This window comes from Agriterribacter sp. (assembly GCF_035444585.1).
Lineage (GTDB): Bacteria > Bacteroidota > Bacteroidia > Chitinophagales > Chitinophagaceae > Agriterribacter.
The window spans coordinates 20,406-38,664 of the sequence record NZ_DAOMOZ010000016.1; the positions used below are offsets into that span (position 1 = coordinate 20,406).

The 18,259-nt window shown below is 44.0% G+C and carries 23 protein-coding genes; all 23 read left to right on the forward strand.

Features of this window, described 5'->3' with window-relative positions; genetic code table 11:
* Positions 1 to 579 (forward strand): Crp/Fnr family transcriptional regulator, encoded by a 579-nt coding sequence (locus tag PLH26_RS03100; RefSeq protein WP_324584520.1) that lies wholly within the window; start codon positions 1 to 3, stop codon positions 577 to 579.
* A gap of 114 nt (positions 580 to 693) precedes the next feature.
* Complete coding sequence (locus tag PLH26_RS03105; RefSeq protein WP_324584521.1) at positions 694 to 1,356, forward strand: NADPH-dependent F420 reductase; 663 nt, start codon at positions 694 to 696, stop codon at positions 1,354 to 1,356.
* Between the two features lie 15 nt (positions 1,357 to 1,371).
* Positions 1,372 to 2,031, forward strand: a complete 660-nt coding sequence (locus tag PLH26_RS03110; protein WP_324584522.1) for an NAD(P)-dependent oxidoreductase — start codon at positions 1,372 to 1,374, stop codon at positions 2,029 to 2,031.
* A 54-nt stretch (positions 2,032 to 2,085) separates the two neighbouring features.
* Positions 2,086 to 2,700 carry a short chain dehydrogenase gene (locus PLH26_RS03115; RefSeq protein ID WP_324584523.1) on the forward strand — a complete coding sequence of 205 codons (615 nt, stop codon included), beginning with the start codon at positions 2,086 to 2,088 and terminating at the stop codon, positions 2,698 to 2,700.
* A gap of 99 nt (positions 2,701 to 2,799) precedes the next feature.
* Complete coding sequence (locus tag PLH26_RS03120) at positions 2,800 to 3,465, forward strand: DsbA family oxidoreductase (RefSeq protein WP_324584524.1); 666 nt, start codon at positions 2,800 to 2,802, stop codon at positions 3,463 to 3,465.
* 80 nt (positions 3,466 to 3,545) lie between these two features.
* Complete coding sequence (locus tag PLH26_RS03125; protein WP_324584525.1) at positions 3,546 to 4,118, forward strand: YceI family protein; 573 nt, start codon at positions 3,546 to 3,548, stop codon at positions 4,116 to 4,118.
* A gap of 9 nt (positions 4,119 to 4,127) precedes the next feature.
* Complete coding sequence (ygiD, locus tag PLH26_RS03130; protein ID WP_324584526.1) at positions 4,128 to 5,009, forward strand: 4,5-DOPA-extradiol-dioxygenase; 882 nt, start codon at positions 4,128 to 4,130, stop codon at positions 5,007 to 5,009.
* Positions 5,010 to 5,046: 37 nt separating this feature from the next.
* The gene (locus PLH26_RS03135; RefSeq protein WP_324584527.1) at positions 5,047 to 5,619 is read left to right on the forward strand and encodes an NADPH-dependent FMN reductase; all 573 of its coding nucleotides are present in this window, start codon (positions 5,047 to 5,049) and stop codon (positions 5,617 to 5,619) included.
* A gap of 33 nt (positions 5,620 to 5,652) precedes the next feature.
* On the forward strand, positions 5,653 to 6,381 hold the full coding sequence (locus PLH26_RS03140) for an SDR family NAD(P)-dependent oxidoreductase (protein ID WP_324584528.1): 729 nt from the start codon (positions 5,653 to 5,655) through the stop codon (positions 6,379 to 6,381).
* Positions 6,382 to 6,419: 38 nt separating this feature from the next.
* Entirely contained in the window at positions 6,420 to 7,169 is a 750-nt protein-coding gene (locus tag PLH26_RS03145; RefSeq protein WP_324584529.1) for an SDR family NAD(P)-dependent oxidoreductase, read from the forward strand.
* A gap of 155 nt (positions 7,170 to 7,324) precedes the next feature.
* Positions 7,325 to 8,380, forward strand: coding sequence for an LLM class flavin-dependent oxidoreductase (locus PLH26_RS03150; protein ID WP_324584530.1), 1,056 nt, complete (start codon positions 7,325 to 7,327; stop codon positions 8,378 to 8,380).
* Between the two features lie 10 nt (positions 8,381 to 8,390).
* Complete coding sequence (locus PLH26_RS03155; protein ID WP_324584531.1) at positions 8,391 to 8,816, forward strand: DoxX family protein; 426 nt, start codon at positions 8,391 to 8,393, stop codon at positions 8,814 to 8,816.
* A gap of 185 nt (positions 8,817 to 9,001) precedes the next feature.
* Positions 9,002 to 9,409 (forward strand): nuclear transport factor 2 family protein, encoded by a 408-nt coding sequence (locus tag PLH26_RS03160; RefSeq protein ID WP_324584532.1) that lies wholly within the window; start codon positions 9,002 to 9,004, stop codon positions 9,407 to 9,409.
* A 66-nt stretch (positions 9,410 to 9,475) separates the two neighbouring features.
* On the forward strand, positions 9,476 to 10,396 hold the full coding sequence (locus tag PLH26_RS03165) for a ClpXP adapter SpxH family protein (protein ID WP_324584533.1): 921 nt from the start codon (positions 9,476 to 9,478) through the stop codon (positions 10,394 to 10,396).
* 95 nt (positions 10,397 to 10,491) lie between these two features.
* Positions 10,492 to 11,052, forward strand: coding sequence for an NADPH-dependent FMN reductase (locus PLH26_RS03170; protein ID WP_324584534.1), 561 nt, complete (start codon positions 10,492 to 10,494; stop codon positions 11,050 to 11,052).
* Positions 11,053 to 11,282: 230 nt separating this feature from the next.
* Positions 11,283 to 13,592: a hydrogen gas-evolving membrane-bound hydrogenase subunit E gene (mbhE, locus tag PLH26_RS03175; RefSeq protein ID WP_324584535.1), complete on the forward strand. Its 2,310-nt coding sequence runs from the start codon at positions 11,283 to 11,285 to the stop codon at positions 13,590 to 13,592.
* Positions 13,593 to 13,612: 20 nt separating this feature from the next.
* Entirely contained in the window at positions 13,613 to 14,041 is a 429-nt protein-coding gene (locus PLH26_RS03180) for a Na+/H+ antiporter subunit B (protein ID WP_324584536.1), read from the forward strand.
* A gap of 3 nt (positions 14,042 to 14,044) precedes the next feature.
* Positions 14,045 to 14,398, forward strand: a complete 354-nt coding sequence (locus PLH26_RS03185; RefSeq protein ID WP_324584537.1) for a Na+/H+ antiporter subunit C — start codon at positions 14,045 to 14,047, stop codon at positions 14,396 to 14,398.
* Positions 14,395 to 15,912, forward strand: coding sequence for a proton-conducting transporter transmembrane domain-containing protein (locus PLH26_RS03190; protein WP_324584538.1), 1,518 nt, complete (start codon positions 14,395 to 14,397; stop codon positions 15,910 to 15,912). Before PLH26_RS03185 ends, PLH26_RS03190 begins: the two co-directional genes overlap by 4 nt.
* 7 nt (positions 15,913 to 15,919) lie before the next feature.
* On the forward strand, positions 15,920 to 16,396 hold the full coding sequence (locus PLH26_RS03195; RefSeq protein ID WP_324584539.1) for a Na+/H+ antiporter subunit E: 477 nt from the start codon (positions 15,920 to 15,922) through the stop codon (positions 16,394 to 16,396).
* Positions 16,393 to 16,665, forward strand: coding sequence for a monovalent cation/H+ antiporter complex subunit F (locus PLH26_RS03200; protein WP_324584540.1), 273 nt, complete (start codon positions 16,393 to 16,395; stop codon positions 16,663 to 16,665). The genes PLH26_RS03195 and PLH26_RS03200 overlap by 4 nt, the downstream gene beginning before the upstream one ends.
* The gene (gene mnhG / locus PLH26_RS03205; RefSeq protein ID WP_324584541.1) at positions 16,662 to 17,027 is read left to right on the forward strand and encodes a monovalent cation/H(+) antiporter subunit G; all 366 of its coding nucleotides are present in this window, start codon (positions 16,662 to 16,664) and stop codon (positions 17,025 to 17,027) included. Before PLH26_RS03200 ends, mnhG begins: the two co-directional genes overlap by 4 nt.
* A 57-nt stretch (positions 17,028 to 17,084) precedes the next feature.
* The gene (locus PLH26_RS03210; RefSeq protein ID WP_324584542.1) at positions 17,085 to 18,020 is read left to right on the forward strand and encodes a ring-cleaving dioxygenase; all 936 of its coding nucleotides are present in this window, start codon (positions 17,085 to 17,087) and stop codon (positions 18,018 to 18,020) included.
* Positions 18,021 to 18,259: the final 239 nt, after the last annotated feature.

Below are 18,259 nucleotides of genomic sequence, written 5' to 3' on the forward strand. Positions count from 1 at the left end.
ATGTATGAACTGTTCTTCAAAAAGATAGCCGAAAGAATAACGCTTACGCCAGGGCAGCAGGATATTATAAAGCAATATCTCATCCCCAAAAAAATCCGTAAAAATCAATACCTCCTGCAGGAAGGCGATGTAGCAAAGCATGCTGCTTTTGTTGAAAAAGGATCGTTGCGGGCCTATTCGGTCGACGACAGGGGAACGGAGCATATCATCCAGTTTGCTTTTGAGGGCTGGACGATCTCTGATCTGTACAGCTTTTTAACAGGGGAGCCGGCTACTTACAATGTTGATGCGCTGGAAGATTCGGAGCTGGTGCTGATCAGCAAGGCGGCGCAGGATGAGATCCTGAAGCAGGTGCCCGAATATGAGATATACACCCGCTTACAGGTAACAGGCGCTTACCTGGCCATGCAAAAAAGGCTCACTTCTATGTTGAGCCTGTCTCTTGAGGAGCGATATATCAATTTAACCAAACTCTACCCTAATCTTATACAACGCGTTCCGCAGCGCATGATCGCTTCTTACATGGGGCTCACTCCCGAAACCCTGAGCCGGGTTCGCAGGAAAATAAAAGACAAATGATATTGATTTTTGTCAAGGCGCTGTCTTGATCATTGTCAACGGTCTTTCTTATCCGAAAGCAATGGAGGGAGGCTTGCGCCTGCCGTAGTTTTGCAGTATCAAATTTATTATGATATGCGAACAAAACAAACCATAGCCGTCATCGGAGCATCGGGTAGTATGGGCGCTGCCATTTCGAAAAGCCTTTCCAAAGGCAATTACCGCTTATTGTTGTTTACCGATGATAAAGGCAAATTAAAAAATCTTGAAAAAGAGATCATCAATGCGCATCCCGGCGCAGATGTAGAATCCATTAATTGCAGCTATACGGCAAGCTGGGAGGCGGATGTTATTATCGTTGCCGCTCCTTTTGCCGCAGAAAAAGAAATAGCCGGTAAAATAAGAGAGGTGGCAAACCAGAAGATCGTTGTGAGCATCGCCAATCCTTTGAATGATTCATTCGACGGACTGGTTACCCCGCCGGATACAAGTGCAGCGGAAGAGTTGCAGAAACTATTGCCCCATTCTAAAGTGATTAAAGCATTCAACACCACATTCGCGGCCGATTTTGCACAGCCGGTAATTGATGGAAAACAGGTTGATGCGTTTATTGCGGGCAATGACGACGATGCGCTGGAAACGGTGAAGGAACTGGTGCAGACCGCAGGATTCAATCCAATTGTAGCAGGCGATCTGTCGGTGAGCAGGATACTGGAAAATATGCAGTTGTTGCTTATCCGCCTGGGTATAAAATACAATTACAACTGGCTGGCAGGCTGGAAAATATTACATCAATAAAATAAACAAACACAAATGAAAATGAAACTAACATTGATAGGAGCAACAGGATTTGTAGGTTCCGCAGTTTTAAAAGAGGCGCTGAGCAGGGGACATAAGGTAATTGCCATTGTACGGGATCCCGGAAAACTGAGCATACAACATGATCAGCTTTCGGTGGTGCGCGGCGATGTGACGGATACCGCTGCCCTGGCAGAGCAGCTCAGGGGGAGCGATGTTGTTATAAGCGCATACAATGCGGGCTGGACTAACCCCGACCTGTACAATGCATTTTTGAAAGGATCGCAGTCTGTTCAGGAAGCCACAAAGCGGTCGGGCGTAAAGCGGCTGATCGTTGTGGGCGGAGCAGGAAGCCTGTTCATTGCCCCCGGCGTGCAGGTGGTTGATACGCCTGAGTTTCCTGCCGACTGGAAGCCCGGGGCTTTGGCGGCACGGGATTATCTGAGCCTGCTGCAGAAAGAAGAGCAACTGGAGTGGACTTTTTTAAGTCCCGCTTTGGAAATGCACCAGGGCCTGCCCAGGAAAAGAACCGGTGTATACAGAACAGGATTGGATAACCCTGTATTTGACAGTAACAATAAAAGCACTATATCGGTGGATGATCTTGCGGTAGCCATTGTTGACGAGGCGGAAGATCCAAAGCATATCCGTCAACGCTTTACCGTTGCCTACTGATCACCCAAAAAGCAGTGACCCGTTTATTGGTGAAAATATTTAAAATGTATAAAAATGAAAGCATTAGTAATTGGTTCTAAAGGTACGATTGGAAAAGCTGTAACACAGCTTTTAAAAGAAAAAGGAGCGGAAGTTATTGAAGTTTCCCGGTCAGGCGACCCGGCATTGGATATAACAGATAATTCAGGTATGGATGCGTTTTTTGCCAAACTTGGAGCAGTAGATGTCATTGTTAGCGCGGCGGGCGATGCTGCATTTACCGCTCTGAACAAGGTAACCGATAATGATATTCAGTTGAGTGTAAACAGCAAGCTTTTAGGACAGGTAAATGTAGTCCGCAAGGGAGTCCGTCATTTACGCCCCGGTGGCGTTGTTGTTATTACCGGCGGCATCCTTGCTTATACTCCCATACCGCAAACCTCCCTGATCGCGATGGTGAATGCCGGTCTGGAAGGTTTTGCAAGGGCAGTGGCGCTTGAACTGACCGAAGACCGACGCGTTGCTGTTGTTCATCCTGCGTGGGTTGCCGAAACTGCGTCAAAAATTGGAATGGATCCTTCACCGTGGCCGGATGCCCAAAAGACCGCAACGGCTTATTGGGAAGCGATAGAAGGAAAGATAAATGGTGAGCCCGTTTTTGTAAAAGGATACGAACCTGGAAAGAAATAACGGAGTTGCTTAAAAAAGGATAAGCTTATACAAAAAATGGTGGGTGTATTCCAGACTTTCAGAAACAGGATTATACCCGGAACAATTTAAAACATGAACATGAAAATAAATATATGGTCGGACATACGTTGCCCGTTTTGCTATATCGGTAAAAAGAAATTTGAAAAAGCACTGGACGCCTTTGCCGAAAAAGATAAGGTAGAGGTAATATGGCGCAGCTTTCAGCTGGATCCGAACCTTGAAACGAAGCCCGGTATAAGTGCGGTTGACCATATCGCTGCGATCAAAGGCATTTCAAAGAAAGATGCCGGAGAGATGCACGATCATGTAACCAGGGTTGCCAAGGAAGCAGGGCTGGATTTTAATTTTGAAAAAGCGGTGGTTGCCAATTCGTTCAATGCGCACAGGCTGATCCAGTTGGCCAAAACGAAGGGTTTAGGCAATGAAGCGGAAGAACAGTTGTTCAAAGCGCATTTTACGGAAGGTAAAAATATTGATGATGAGGAAACACTTATAAATACCGCAATTGCTGTTGGTCTCAATAAGGAAGAAGTAAAGGATATGCTGGCTTCCGGCGCCTTTGCAAAAGAGGTAGAGGAAGATGAAAGACAGGCGCATGCCATTGGGGTAAGAGGTGTACCGTTCTTTGTGTTCAATGATAAGTACGCTGTTTCCGGCGCTCAGTCGCCCGACACTTTTTTACAGGCTTTACAGCAAAGCTGGCAGGCATTTGAAACGGAGAATAAACCATTGCCAAAAGCATAGAAGAGGTTTTGTTTTCCGGGGCAAATCATGCAATCAAACAACAATAAGCATTCAATAAACAAACAACAAAAAATCAAGTTATGAAAAAATTATTTTCTATTCTCGCAGTCACTTTCTTAAGCACTGCATTATTTGCACAAACGGCGTGGAAGGCCGACCCGATGCATTCCAAGCTGACCTTTACCGTTACCCATCTCGGGATCTCTGATATAGCGGGATTGTTTAAAACTTTTGACGTTACAGCCGTTGCTAACCGGCCCGACTTCAGCGATGCCGTTTTTGAACTATCAGTAGATGTGGCTTCTATAAATACGGAGGTACAGATGCGCGATGATCACCTGAGAAGCGCCGACTTTTTTGACGTGGAAAAATATCCTAAGATGACTTTTAAAAGCACATCAATAAAAAAATCCGCACAAAACAAATACCGGATCACCGGTGATCTTACGCTATATGGTGTTACAAAGCCGGTTACGATGGAGCTGTGGTACAGGGGAACAATAGAGAACCCACAGTCGAAAGCCCTTACTTCCGGGTTCCAGTTAACAGGCGTGTTAAAACGTTCTGATTTTAATATTGGCCCGAAATTTCCTGCACCCATGATCAGTGATGAGGTTCAGATCAGGGCCGATGGAGAATTCATAAAACAATAAGCACACGCAATGGAGCGTAAAAAATTTATTCATACTATAATTACAGGAGCAGCAGCAATGACAGGTTTATCGGCATTCAACAGGTTTACCAGTGAACTGAAAGAACAGGAACAGGTTATGCCTGTTCTGTTCATCGGTCATGGTTCGCCTATGAACGGGATTGAAGACAATGAATTCAGCAGACGATGGACACAAATGGCCAAAGAGATTCCAACACCGGCAGCGGTACTGGTAGTGTCTGCACACTGGTTCAGTAAGGGAACGCGTATAACGGCAATGGACTTTCCCCCGACCATTCATGATTTCGGCGGATTTCCGCAGGCTTTGTTTGATGTGCAGTATCCTGCACCTGGTAATGCCCAGCTGGCCGAAGAAACGGCTGCCCTTATTCATTCTTCGCCTGTGGAATTGTCGCACGACTGGGGGCTTGATCACGGTGCATGGACGGTAGTGAGGCATATGTACCCCGAAGCGCATATCCCCGTATTGCAGTTGAGCATAGATTATACAAAAGGACCGCAATATCACTACGAGCTGGCTAAGGAATTGCAGGCGTTAAGAAAGAAAGGCGTACTGATCATAGGGAGCGGTAACATGGTTCACAACCTGAGGATGGTGGCATGGGATAAAATGGATGAGCCGGGCTATGGGTACGACTGGGCGCTGAAGATGAATGATACTTTTAAACAACTGATCAGCGATGGCGATCACAGACCCCTGATCAATTATGAAGGATTTGGTAAGGAAGGGCAACTGGCTATTCCCACCCCGGAACATTATTTGCCCCTGTTGTATACTTTGGGATTGAAGAAAGACAAAGATGAAGTTGCATTTTTTAATGATAAGGCAGTGGCAGGATCGCTAACAATGACTTCGGTTAAGATAGGCTAATGAACAACAAACGAACAATAAGCAAAACAAAAGCAAAATGTACAACCTCAAAATAATTTCATCAACCGTTCGTCCGGGCAGGAAAGGCCCGCTGGTAGCAAAATGGATAGAAGATATAGCCAGGCAAAATGGAAATTTTGATGTGGAAGTTTTAGATCTCGGGGAGATCAACCTGCCCATGATGAATGAGCCCAATCACCCTTTATTAAAAAAATACCAGCACGAGCATACCAAATGGTGGAGCACAAAGATAGATGAGGCGGATGCGTTTATTTTCGTAACCGCCGAATACGATTACAATTATCCTGCTCCATTAAGGAATGCGTTGGAATATCTTTCTCAGGAATGGGGTTATAAGCCCGCGGCCATTGTCAGCTACGGCGGACTTTCAGCAGGAACCAGGGCAACCAATGCGTTAAAAGCCGATCTGTCTACCTTTAGGATGGTTCCCTTAACGGAGTCGGTGAACTTCCCCTTCTTTCAGAAAAACATCAACGACCAGAATGAATTTGAGGGCGGCGAGTCGGCGCATAAGGCGGCAGACAATATGTTGAAGCAGTTGGTGCGCTGGGCAAAAGGACTGCGGGCGATAAAAGAAGACAAAGAATAGCATAAGATTATTTTTCACTTTAAAAGCATTATTATGAAACAAACAACTTTTAGTAAGGATCTGTTTAAAGGTGCGACTGCGGTTGTAACCGGGGGAACTTCAGGAATTGGAGCAGCCACATCTGTATATTTAGCGGAACTGGGCGCAAAGGTTTATGCGTTGGGACTGAAATCAAACCTGCTGGAAATTCCATCCGGGTTAAATATTGAAGCAGTTGAAATGGACGTGACAGATGAACCTGCTGTAGAAAATTTTTTCAAAAGTCTCACATCATTGGATATCCTGTTCAATGGGGCGGGAGTTAACCTGCCCAACCAGCATGATATCAAATCCTTTAAGAAATCAATTGATATCAACCTGAACTCCGCTTTTCATATCAGTACGCTGGCCCGCCCGCTTTTGGCAAAATCAAAAATAGCCAGTATTGTGAACGTATCCTCTATGCTGGCAATTTTTGGACATCCCGACGGGCCGGGATACAGTGCGAGCAAGGGAGCTATTGACCAGGTCACCAAATCACTGGCGATAGCCTATGCCAAAGAAGGAATACGTGTGAATGCTGTAGCGCCGGGCTGGATTGACACGCCTTTACTGGCTCCCTTAAAAGATAGTTTAGGTGGACCGATCTTAGCCAGGACTCCTTTCGATCGTTTTGGAGAACCGGTTGAAATTGCACAGGTGGTTGCCTTTTTATCATCGCCTGCGGCTTCTTTTGTTACAGGAATTATTTTGCCTGTAGACGGTGGTTACTCTGTTACATAAGTAAATAAATTATTTTCTCAACTTTAAAAACATATGTTATGAAATCATTACAAAACAAAGTAGCCATTGTAACCGGTGGCGGCTCGGGCATTGGTAAGGCTGTATCTCAGCTCTATGCGGCAGAAGGCGCGAAGGTAGTAGTGTCGGATATCAATGAAGCGCATGGTAATGCAGTTGTGGAAGAAATTAAAAAGAATGGCGGCGAAGCGTTTTTTATTAAAGCAGATACGTCAAGTGCAGAAGATAACCAAAAGCTCGTAGAACAAACCGTTGCAAAATATGGCGCCCTCCATATTGCAGTGAACAATGCCGGTATTGGCGGGCCTATCGGTTCTGTGGGTGAATACCCGGTGGATGGGTGGGACAAAACAATTGCCATTAACCTTTCCGGTGTGTTTTATGGGTTGCGGCATCAGATTCCTGCAATACTTGCCGCAGGCGGTGGCAGCATCGTGAATATGGCATCCATACTCGGCAAAGTGGGTACAAAAGGATCTGCTGCCTATGTAGCAGCCAAGCATGGCGTGATCGGTTTAACAGAATCTGCCGCCCTTGAATATGCAGATCAGAAAATCCGCATCAATGCCGTTGGCCCGGGTTATATCAGCACCCCCCTGCTCGACTCATTAGATGAACAAACAATGAAAGCGCTGGTAGGGCTGCATCCTATAGGAAGGTTAGGAAAAGCCGAAGAAGTGGCAGAGCTGGTATTGTGGCTGAATTCGGATAAAGCTTCTTTTGTTACAGGCGCTTATTATAATGTGGATGGCGGATATTTGGCACAGTAGGAGGTAAGAGAGTAAGAGGGTAAGAGAGTAAGAAGCAGGAGGTAAGAAGTAAGTGGTAAGGGGTAAGTGGTAAGGAGTGAAGGTGAGAAGTGAGAACCCAATTCACCACTTACCATTCACCGTTCACAATTCACCACAATCCACAATTCACTACAATGGAATTAGGACTCATTACTTTCGCCGACATGCACCCGGAAATCTTGCCGGGACCGGGGATCAATGCGCATCAGCGGATCAAAGACCTGGTGGAAGAGATCCGGCTTGCCGACCAGTTGGAACTGGATGTGTTTGGCGTTGGTGAGCACCACCGGCCCGATTATGCTGTATCATCTCCCGCGGTAATATTAGGCGCGGCAGCGGCGGTTACTAAAAATATAAAGCTCGCCAGCGCTGTAACAGTGTTGAGCTCAGATGACCCGGTTCGCGTGTTCCAGGATTTTGCTACGGTAGATCTTTTATCCGGCGGCCGTGCGGAAATAATGGCCGGCAGAGGCTCATTCATTGAGTCTTTTCCTTTGTTCGGCTACGATTTGAATGACTACGATGAGCTCTTTACAGAGAAATTAGACCTGCTGCTGAAGCTTAATAAAAGTGAAAAACTTTCCTGGCAGGGAAAGCACCGGTCTTCATTTGATGATCTGGGCGTATACCCACGGCCGTACCAGCCGTCCATTCCCATCTGGCTTGCAGCCGGCGGCACGCCTGCATCTGCAGTAAGAGCGGCTACGCTCGGGCTGCCGCTGATGTTGGCCATCATAGGTGGAAAGCCGGAGCAGTTTGTCCCCTTCGTGAACCTGTATCGCGAAACGGCAAAAAAAGCAGGAAGGGACATGAACAACCTGCAAATGGGAGTCAACAATCATGTGTACATAGGAGAAGATTCACAAAAAGCAGCAGACGAATTTTATCCTTATTATGCCGCGATGATGAACCGCGTTGGACGCGACAGGGGCTGGCCGCCATTGAGCCGCCGGCAATTCGACTATTCGCGGTCACCTGAAAGCGCGCTTATGGTAGGCAGTGTGCAGGAGGTAATTGATAAGATATTATATGAACATGAACAGTTCGGCAATACCCGCTTTCTGGCGCAGGCCAGTGTAGGCAATGTGCCGCATGCAAAAACCATGAAATCTATCGAATTGTTTGGTACAAAAGTAGCGCCTGTAATAAGAAAAGCATTAAGCGCTTCAAAGCGATCAGACGAAAAATAAAAAATGAATTATGATAAAGCTATTCAGCACACACCGTAGTGCAAAAAGTGTAGATGTTGCTTTACTGATTATGCGTATCGGTATTGCCCTGCTGATGTTCACGCACGGCATTCCTAAAATAGGAAAGCTGTCTGAAGACCCTGTTCAGTTCATGGATTTTTTAGGACTGGGCGCCACCGCCAGTTTATGGCTGGCCATTTTCGGTGAAATAATTTGCTCGGTATTGGTGATGCTTGGAGCTGGAACAAGGCTCGCTGTTATTCCACCACTCGTCATTATGCTGGTGGCGGTATTTCATGTGCATATTGCTGACCCTTTCGTGAAGCAGGAAATGGGATTACATTATATACTTACCTATGTGGTGTTGTTCATTATGGGCAGTGGCAGGTATTCCATTGATCACCTGCTGTTTGCCGGTAAACGGCGCAATCAATAGTCCGTGCTTCCCCGAAAGCAATACGGATTACTACTCCCATTGATTATTATCAACAGTAGGCATTGACGTTTGTCAATGCTTTTTCTTGCCTGAAAGCAATGCTGTAAACATTGGCCTGGCGTAGCTTTGCGGTATCAAAATAACAATGGATAACAATCATATTTTAACAATTAAACACATTCGAAATGACAAACAAAACAATCAATCCAACTGAAACGGTAAAAGCAATGTTTGCCGCTTTCGGCACAGGCAATATGGAAGCGCTGAAAAATACATTGTCGGATGACACTGTTTGGGTCTATCACGGAACAGATGAAATTCCTTATAGCGGAACGTATACGGGTAAAGATGAAGTGGTGAAATTTATCGGAAACATCATATCCAATGTGGATATAGAGGATTTTCAAACCAATCATTTTTTTGAAAACGGGAGCCGCGTGGTTGTACTGGGTAATGAAAAACAAAAGATCAAAAAGAATGGTGTGCTTTTAAGCCAGGACTGGGTGCAATCCTTCGTGGTAGAAAACGGGCTTATTACCAGGCTGGACGAATTTGCCAATACAGCACATGCGGCGAAGCTTTTCAGCAAATAGCAGGATAGAGCAGGTGCGCTGATACGAATGCAGCTTAATGATTCAATAATAAAAAACACAATAGAAATGAATAAAGAACAAATCAATCCCATGATGTGCGATCCGGAAACAGGAATTTGCGAAATACCCGGAGCGGTTACCTCCGGTAATGATATCAATACTGCGGCTAAGCAGGATAAAGTTCGCGTCCTCTATTTTACCGATCCGATCTGCTCCTCCTGCTGGGGTATTGAACCTCAACTGCGGAAGCTGAAACTGGAATATGGCGGTTATTTTGATATAGAATACAGGATGGGTGGCCTGTTGAAGGGATGGGATTCTTATGGGGGAAAAGATGTGAACGGCCCCACCAGCGTTGCACAACACTGGGATGAAGCAAGCGCTTATTATGAGATGCCGATTGACGGCGATCTGTGGCTGGAAGATCCTTTACATTCTTCATACCCTCCTTCTGTAGCTTTTAAAGCCGCACAATTGCAGGGAACGGAAAAGGCATTGCATTTTTTGAGGAGAATAAAAGAAATGGTGTTTCTGGAGAAGAAGAACATCACCAGATGGGAGCACCTGGAGCAGGCTGCTATAGAGGCAGAGCTGGATATTGTAAAGTTTAAAAATGATTTTGAAGGCAACGCAAAAGCATTGTTTGAAGAAGATCTGGCATTGGCGAAGCAGTTGGGCGTAAGAGGTTTTCCAAGCATATTTTTTACTGATGAAAACAATAACCGGTTCCTGGTATACGGCTCCAAGCCGTATGAACAATACGAGCAGGCGTTATTGAAACTGTATCCTGCCGCTGTAAAAAGGAGCATAAATACATCGTGGGAAAACATCTTCAGCCATTATCTCACACTTACCACAAAAGAATTTGCAGTATTGACCGGTGAACCAGCAGAAGCTGCGGAAACATTTTTGAATGGGTTGAACGAACAAAATAAATTAAGCAGATACGACTCGAAGAACGGTGTTTTATGGAGCATAGGGAAGTAATGGATTTAAAAGGTGTTGCACAGTTGCTTAAATATGAGCTAAAACAGATCGTGGCCCAAGGCCTTATTACTAACATACAGACTAAACAATAAATAATGATGAAAAAATTTAAGATCGCTGTTTTTGTGGGAAGCCTGCGCAAAGCGTCATTTAATCTTAAAACGGCTAAAGCGTTAAAAGCGCTTGCGCCTGGATCTTTATCGCTGGAAGTGGTAAACATAGCATCACTTCCTTTCTTCAATGAAGACCTGGAAGCAACTCCGCCAAAGGAATGGGTGGAGCTCAGAAAGCAGATCGCTGCAGCTGACGGCGTTTTATTTCTTACACCGGAGTATAATCGCTCGGTGCCTGCGGTATTGAAAAATGCCATTGATGTAGGTTCACGCCCTTACGGACAAAATTCGTGGAGTGGAAAGCCCGGCGCAGTAGTGAGTGTTTCTATCGGTAACATCAGTGGTTTTGGCGCCAATCATCATTTGCGTCAGTCGCTGGTTTTTGTAAACGTACCAGCTATGGCACAGCCTGAAGCATACATAGCAGAGGCATCCGGACTGTTCAACGACGCCGGGGAGCTCATCAATGGATCCACCAGAGAATTTCTGATAAAATTCATGGAAGCTTATGCGCAGTGGGTTGAGGTGAATGTGAAAAAATAGTTTGCCGGTTACGCAGGCGCGCTTCGGACATTGAAAAAACAATTGCGCCGCAGCAGCCCCGCCGAAGGCAATGAGAATAGGGCAGGGCAGTCTGCGAATCATTTTGCGGCGTTTTAAAATTTAACGGGAAAAAACCGCAGGGTGGGGTAAATATCCTGATGCAAAGAATGTATATTGCGGGCAAAGCTGCTCTGTATTAAAACATTCCAAATTTTTAAACTGGCTACCTGATGTTAATTGCCGTTTTGTCTGGATTTCTTTTAGCACTGTTGTTGTTTTTTTGCGGCAAATATTTAAAGAGTCTCCATTTTCCTTTTATTGGGCTTCTTCCATTGGGTATTTTTATATACCTGTTGTCATTTCTTCCATTGATCAATTCCGGTCAATCCGTCATGTTTCATTATGCCTGGGTTCCGTCAATGGGCATAAATCTCGATTTTCGGTTAGATGGGCTGGCTTTACTATTTGGGTTGATGATCACCGGAATAGGCAGCCTTGTATTTTTTTATGCTGCCGCCTATATGAAGCATCATCCGTTTGTTGACCGGTTCTTTGTTTTTTTATCGGTTTTTATGGCTTCCATGCTGGGATTGGTTCTGGCCGACAATGTATGGCTGGTGTTTGTGTTTTGGGAGCTCACCAGCATCAGTTCTTTTTTTCTGATTGGTTTTAATAATGAAGAGGAGGGGTCCAGGAAAAGTGCGATCATGTCTTTATCCATTACGGCAGGGGGCGGATTTTTCTTATTGGCAGGTTTTGTTTTATTGGGAAATCTAAGCGGCAGTTACAGCATCCGGGAGATGGTGTTTTCTTCCGGGATGTTGAAAGAGAGTAGCTGGTATGGGCTATTGATTGTATTTTTGTTTTTAGGGGCTTTTACCAAATCAGCACAGTTCCCCTTTCATTTTTGGCTTCCCAACGCAATGAAAGCACCCACGCCTGTTTCTGCTTATTTGCATTCTGCAACTATGGTAAAAGCCGGCGTTTATTTATTAGCACGTTTTACACCGGTGCTGGGAACCCACAGTTATTGGAACAATTCTTTAATGATCATTGGTGCTTTCACCATGTTGTACGCTGCCATTCATGCCTTATTCCGGAATGATTTAAAAGCGATCCTGGCGTATTCAACAATTGCTTCTTTGGGCATGATGTTTTTTCTCTTAGGCATTGGATCAGAAAAGGCATTGCTGGCAGTTTCCGTATTTATTTTGGTGCATGCGCTCTATAAAGCAGGATTATTTTTAACAGCCGGGGTAATTGATTATAAAACCGGGACCCGCGATTTACACAAATTAAGCGGGTTGCGAAAAGTGATGCAGCCGGTAGCAGCAGGCGGTTTACTGGCAGCGATTTCCAGTGCGGGCATGCCGTTGACTTTTGGATTTATCGGGAAGGACCTTATTTACGAAGCAACCCTTGACACCGCAGGAAATTTAGCCTGGATTTTGACGGGTATTGCTTTTGTAAGTAATGTCTGCTTATTGATTGCCGGGTTGATGACAGGTGTCAAACCGTTTTCGGGAGAGATCCCGCAAAATTTTTCCCGGTTAAGGAAAGTGTCCGTATTATTATGGGTGCCGGGCATCCTGCTTGGAGTTGCAGCTATTGTTTTTGGTGTGTTTCCTACATTTTTAGATAGGAATTTGATTGCTGCGGTGGCGCAATCCATTAACAACACAGTGGTAGATATCCCTTTAAAATTATGGCATGGCTTTAGTTTGGTTATACTGCTGAGCATTTTAACGCTGAGCCTGGGGTTTATACTCTATTTTTTGAAAAGGGGCAAGCCGTTCAGCCAGAAAAAGCTGGCAGGTTTCGAATCGATATCGCCTGAGTATTTAACAGGGCGGATCAGCCGTACAGCAGAAAAATTTGCTTTCAGGTATACCAGGCTTTTACACAATGGATATTTGCGTTATTATTTAATCACCATTATTGTATTCCTGATTGGTTTGGTAGGGTATCGCCTGTTTACGGAAGTTCCGTTGTCTGTAAATTACGATCAATTATCTGACATCCGGTTTTATGAAGTTGTTTCCTTTGTCATTATTATTTCAGCAATTCTTATTACGGTTTTTACTTCTTCCCGATTAACAGCTATTGCAGGCATGGGGATTGTAGGTTATTGTATGTGTTTGATATTTGTGTTTTATGGCGCCCCCGACCTGGCAATGACGCAGTTTACCATTGATACACTTACCGTTGTTTTGTTTGTATTGGTGTTGTTCAGACTTCCCCAGTTTAAGAAATATATGAATTTTACGACCCAGGTGAGAGATGGTTTGATTGCGTTGAGTTTTGGAGCGATTATTTCCATTATCGCGCTTCAGGCTTTTAATCAGCCTGCAGATAAGGTAGTGAGTCATTTTTACGGCGATAATGCTTATGTGCTGGCAAAAGGCAGAAATGTGGTAAACGTGATTTTGGTTGATTTTCGCGGTTTTGATACCATGGTTGAAATAATTGTATTATCTATTGCGGCACTCGGTGTATATAGTCTGTTGAAATTAAAAGTAAAAGCGCCTGAAAAGGAATAAGTCATTAAAACAATTACTGCATGAATTCAATAATTTTAAAAACGGCTGCCAGCTATTTGCTCCCGCTGTTGCTGATGTTTTCGGTATTTATTTTACTGAGGGGGCATTCATTATCCGGCGGCGGTTTTGTGGGCGGACTGGTAGCCTCTATTGCATTTGTTTTGCATGCATTTGCGCATGGGTTCGATAAGGCGAAAGACATTTTTAGAATGAACCCCGGGTTTTTAATTCCGATAGGTTTATTCCTGTGTTTTCTTATGGGCGCCATTCCCACTTTTTTTGATGCGCCTTTTATGAAGGGATTGTGGTTGGAAGAACCCATTCCGGGTATTGGCCATATCGGAACAGCATTGTTTTTTGATATTGGTGTTTTTCTTGTGGTTATTGGTGTTACGTTAACCATTTTATTTACGATCTCAGAATCAGATATCGAACCGGGAGAAGTATAATTTATGGAATTACTGCTTGTTATTTTAATTGGAGTATTATATGCTGCAGGCATTTATTTAATGTTCAGGAGAAGCCTGGTACGCCTTCTTTTGGGGTTGATCCTATTGGGAAACGGAGCCAACCTTTTGATTTTTTTAATGGGTGATATTGCTAAAGGAAAGCCGCCTATTATTGAAGTGGGTGCATCTGTTTTTACAGATGTTTATGCAGATCCTGTTCCGCAGGCATTGATTTTAACTGCTATTGTCATCAGTTTCGGATTGCAGTCTTTTGCCATTATTTTACTGAAACGGGTTTATTTATTAACAGGATCAGATGACCTGGATACACTGAATACCCATGATAAAGATATATGACTGATAATTTTATAATTCTTCCTGTTTTAGTGCATATGTTTACTGCCATCATCGCCATTTTTTTCTGGCAGAAAGTAAACATCCTGCGGGCCATTAGTATTTCCGGGAGCAGTTTGGGGCTGGTTTTGGCCCTGCAATTGTTTTTGAAAACCCGCGACGCGGGCATTTTAACAATGCAGGCCGGAGATTGGCCGGCTCCGTTCGGGATCACGTTTGTGTCCGATACTTTCAGCAGTGTACTGGTTTTATTAACAGCAATTGTAGCCTTATCGGTTTCTTTATTTTCAACCGCTGCCGTAAGTACCAACAGGATAAGGTATGGTTATTTTGCCATCTTTCATTTCCTGATCATGGGATTGAACGGTGCGTTTTTAACCGGCGATATTTTTAATCTGTACGTATGGTTTGAAATTGTTATCATTTCTTCTTTTGTTCTGATGACGCTTGGTGGTCGGAAACCTCAAATGGAAGGTGCTATAAAATATGTAGCAATGAATATGCTGGCATCTGTTATTTTCCTGACGGCTATCGGGATTTTGTATGGGATAACGGGCAGTTTAAATATGGCCGACCTGGCCGTAAAAGTAGCGCAAATTGAAAACCGCGGCCTGGTGAATGTAACAGGTCTGCTGTTCTTTGTAGGGTTCGGCATTAAATCTGCCGTATTCCCGTTGTATTTCTGGCTTCCCTCTTCTTATCACACGCCACCATCCTCCATCGCGGCTTTATTCGGGGGGCTGCTTACAAAAGTGGGCATATATGCTATGTTCAGGATATTTACATTAATATTTGTTCCCGACAATTTTATGATGAACCTTTTTGGAACAGTAGCCGCCCTGACCTTGCTGACAGGTGCTTTGGGCGCAATTAGTAAAAACAGTATGCGCAGGATGTTTTCTTATTTGATTGTTTGTCATATTGGTTATTTCATAGTTGGTTTGGGCTTGTTTACACAAATAGCTATTGCGGGCGCCATATTTTATTTGATCCATGATATCATCGTAAAAACAAATTTATTTTTGGTGAGCGGAATAATTTACAAGGCGAGAGGAAGTACAGATTTAAGGAGGTTAGGCGGTTTTTATAAAGATTATCCAAGACTTTCCATCTTATTTGCGATCGTTTTGTTTTCATTGGCAGGTATTCCTCCTTTGTCGGGATTTTGGCCCAAGATCAACTTATTCCAGGCAGCCCTTACCGGCAATTCCCTTATCCTTATCTTAACTTTGATATTCGCGAGTTTTATCACCCTGTTCCTTATTGCCCGGATATGGCTTGAAGTTTTTTGGAAAAATTTACCAAAGGGGGATGCTGAAAAAAATGATGAATTTGAAACATTGCCTGAAGGAAAGAAGTTTATGCTGGTATTGCCCGTGGCTGGTTTGGCTGCTGTAAGTGTATGTATTGGATTTGGGGCTGAGTATGTTATGGAAGTTTCACAAAAAATTGCAGCCGAAATGATAGATACGCAACCCTATATTCATGCTGTATTGGGAAACATCCTTTCTAAATAAAATGTTTATGATAAAACAGCTTCTCTTAAATGTTATATTAACTTTCGTTTGGGTGGCCTTAACGGGCTCTTTAACGATGGCCAATATTGGATTTGGCTTTGCCCTGGCATTTTTTATTTTGTGGATGAAGGAGCGAACAGGAAAGGATAAACGATATTTCCTGAGGGTACCTAAGATGATCGGGTTTGTCTTTTTTTATTTCTTTGAGATGATCAAAGCCAACCTGCAGGTGGCCTACGATGTAATTACGCCGCATTATTTTATGAAGCCGGGTATTGTGGGGCTTCCGTTGGATGCAAAAACGGATTTTGAGATCACGATGCTTTCCAACATGATTTCTTTAACGCCCGGAACATTGGTGGTGGATTTAAGCACAGACCGGAAAGTAATGTTTGTGCATGTTATGTATCTGGAAAGCAGGGAAGATTTTGTCAGAAAAACGAAAGAAGGTCTGGAAAAAAAATTATTAGAAATATTGCGATGAGCCTGGAAACCTATTTTTTGTATGTCATTATGCCGATACTTGGCGTTGCAGCGTTGCTGGTTGTTTACCGCTTTTTTAAAGGGCCAAACATAGTAGACAGGGTAGTTGCATTGGATTTGTCTATTACTATAGGAGTGGCCGCTATTGCCGCCTATTGCATTGTTACACAGCAGTTTTCTTTTTTAGATGATGCCATGATCCTGGCGTTGATCGCATTTCTTTCAACTGTTGCATTCTCGTACTACTTAACTAAAAAAGTAAAAAAATGATTGATATTATTGTAATGATCTTAAGTACAACGGGAGCCCTGCATATTTTGGTGGCGGCGATAGGATTGGTTCGTATGCCTGATTTTTATACACGCCTTTCGGTTACCGTTAAGGCGGCTACCATGGGCGCCGGCTTGCTTTTAGTGGCGGTTGCCTTGTATTTTGCCGAGTTTGCAACAACCACCAAGGCTCTGGCGGTCATTTTTTTTCTGTTTGTTACCGCACCTGTTTCGGGGCATATGATTTGCAGGGCCGCTTACTTTTCGGGTGTCAAATTATGGGATAAGTCTGTATTGGATGAGCTGGAAGGAAAATTTAAACCTGAAACACAGGATTTGGAAAGTGGTGAAGGCCCTGCATAGAACTAAACGGTCAAACCGGATCCGGCATCTGAATTATAAACAGTTTAAAGCCTCGTCATGGAAAATAAAATACTGGGTTTGCATCATATCACAGCCATTGCCGCTGATGCAAAACGCAACTATGATTTTTATACTAAGGTACTTGGGTTAAGAATGGTTAAGAAAACCGTGAACTTTGATGATCCCGGAACCTACCATTTTTATTTTGGCGATGAAAAGGGAACACCCGGCACCATCCTCACTTTTTTTCCCTGGGAAGGGATAGGACCGGGGCGAACGGGTGTGGGTATGGCAACCGATATCGGTTATTCCGTGCCGGAAAACAGCTTTGCATTTTGGGCAGACCGCTTTAAGAAATTCAATATAAAATATAGTGAACCCGCGGAAAGGTTTGGTGAGCAATATCTTTCTTTCCGGGACCCTGACGGTTTGAATATTGATCTTATTGTTTCCAATACTGAAGACATAAGAAAATCATGGGAAACGGAGGAAGTAAAAGCTGATGCCGCCATAAAAGGATTTCATAGTGTTACGTTAACCTTAAAAAGTGTAAACGCTACGGCGGAAATATTAACCGGTGTATTGGGTTACAAACTGCTGAAACAGGATGGAAACCGGTATCGTTTTATAACAGATGCTATAGAAAGCGCCGCAATCGTGGATATTATAGAACTTCCTCAATCGCCCTCCGGTTATAATGCCGCAGGAACCAACCATCATATCGCTTTTAGGGTGAAAGATGATGATATTTTAATGGATTATCGCGAAAAGATTGCTGCGAAGGGACTGAGCATTACGCCCAAAATTGACCGTGATTATTTCTTTTCTTTATATTTCCGGGAGCCGGGCGGCGTATTATTTGAGCTGGCTACAGATAATCCGGGGTTTACAAAAGATGAGCCGTTGAATGAGCTGGGCACAAATCTCAAATTGCCAAAACAGTATGAACCATCAAGGGCTGAAATTGAAAAGGTTTTACCTTCACTTGGTTAGTGCCGTGTTTATTTTTAATATGGCGCGAATTCCGGCGGTTCACAAGTGATTGATTTACGGATACCACTTGAAACAGGCGCGGCGTACCAACCGCAAAACGGTCGGTACGCGCCAGCGTCAGATCGTTTTGCATACACTAAATTCTATGGTCAGTCTTCTGAATTATTTTATTAAAGTTTGCGGGGCTGACCCTCCTCGCGTCGGGTGCCGGCCGCAAAACGGTCGGTACGCGCCAGCGT

Coding starts and splice junctions, on each gene's coding strand:
- PLH26_RS03100 (WP_324584520.1), top strand. CDS start 1: ATGTATGAACTGTTCTTCAAAAAGATAGCCGAAAGAATAACGCTTACG.
- PLH26_RS03105 (WP_324584521.1), top strand. CDS start 694: ATGCGAACAAAACAAACCATAGCCGTCATCGGAGCATCGGGTAGTATG.
- PLH26_RS03110 (WP_324584522.1), top strand. CDS start 1,372: ATGAAAATGAAACTAACATTGATAGGAGCAACAGGATTTGTAGGTTCC.
- PLH26_RS03115 (WP_324584523.1), top strand. CDS start 2,086: ATGAAAGCATTAGTAATTGGTTCTAAAGGTACGATTGGAAAAGCTGTA.
- PLH26_RS03120 (WP_324584524.1), top strand. CDS start 2,800: ATGAAAATAAATATATGGTCGGACATACGTTGCCCGTTTTGCTATATC.
- PLH26_RS03125 (WP_324584525.1), top strand. CDS start 3,546: ATGAAAAAATTATTTTCTATTCTCGCAGTCACTTTCTTAAGCACTGCA.
- ygiD (WP_324584526.1), top strand. CDS start 4,128: ATGGAGCGTAAAAAATTTATTCATACTATAATTACAGGAGCAGCAGCA.
- PLH26_RS03135 (WP_324584527.1), top strand. CDS start 5,047: ATGTACAACCTCAAAATAATTTCATCAACCGTTCGTCCGGGCAGGAAA.
- PLH26_RS03140 (WP_324584528.1), top strand. CDS start 5,653: ATGAAACAAACAACTTTTAGTAAGGATCTGTTTAAAGGTGCGACTGCG.
- PLH26_RS03145 (WP_324584529.1), top strand. CDS start 6,420: ATGAAATCATTACAAAACAAAGTAGCCATTGTAACCGGTGGCGGCTCG.
- PLH26_RS03150 (WP_324584530.1), top strand. CDS start 7,325: ATGGAATTAGGACTCATTACTTTCGCCGACATGCACCCGGAAATCTTG.
- PLH26_RS03155 (WP_324584531.1), top strand. CDS start 8,391: ATGATAAAGCTATTCAGCACACACCGTAGTGCAAAAAGTGTAGATGTT.
- PLH26_RS03160 (WP_324584532.1), top strand. CDS start 9,002: ATGACAAACAAAACAATCAATCCAACTGAAACGGTAAAAGCAATGTTT.
- PLH26_RS03165 (WP_324584533.1), top strand. CDS start 9,476: ATGAATAAAGAACAAATCAATCCCATGATGTGCGATCCGGAAACAGGA.
- PLH26_RS03170 (WP_324584534.1), top strand. CDS start 10,492: ATGATGAAAAAATTTAAGATCGCTGTTTTTGTGGGAAGCCTGCGCAAA.
- mbhE (WP_324584535.1), top strand. CDS start 11,283: ATGTTAATTGCCGTTTTGTCTGGATTTCTTTTAGCACTGTTGTTGTTT.
- PLH26_RS03180 (WP_324584536.1), top strand. CDS start 13,613: ATGAATTCAATAATTTTAAAAACGGCTGCCAGCTATTTGCTCCCGCTG.
- PLH26_RS03185 (WP_324584537.1), top strand. CDS start 14,045: ATGGAATTACTGCTTGTTATTTTAATTGGAGTATTATATGCTGCAGGC.
- PLH26_RS03190 (WP_324584538.1), top strand. CDS start 14,395: ATGACTGATAATTTTATAATTCTTCCTGTTTTAGTGCATATGTTTACT.
- PLH26_RS03195 (WP_324584539.1), top strand. CDS start 15,920: ATGATAAAACAGCTTCTCTTAAATGTTATATTAACTTTCGTTTGGGTG.
- PLH26_RS03200 (WP_324584540.1), top strand. CDS start 16,393: ATGAGCCTGGAAACCTATTTTTTGTATGTCATTATGCCGATACTTGGC.
- mnhG (WP_324584541.1), top strand. CDS start 16,662: ATGATTGATATTATTGTAATGATCTTAAGTACAACGGGAGCCCTGCAT.
- PLH26_RS03210 (WP_324584542.1), top strand. CDS start 17,085: ATGGAAAATAAAATACTGGGTTTGCATCATATCACAGCCATTGCCGCT.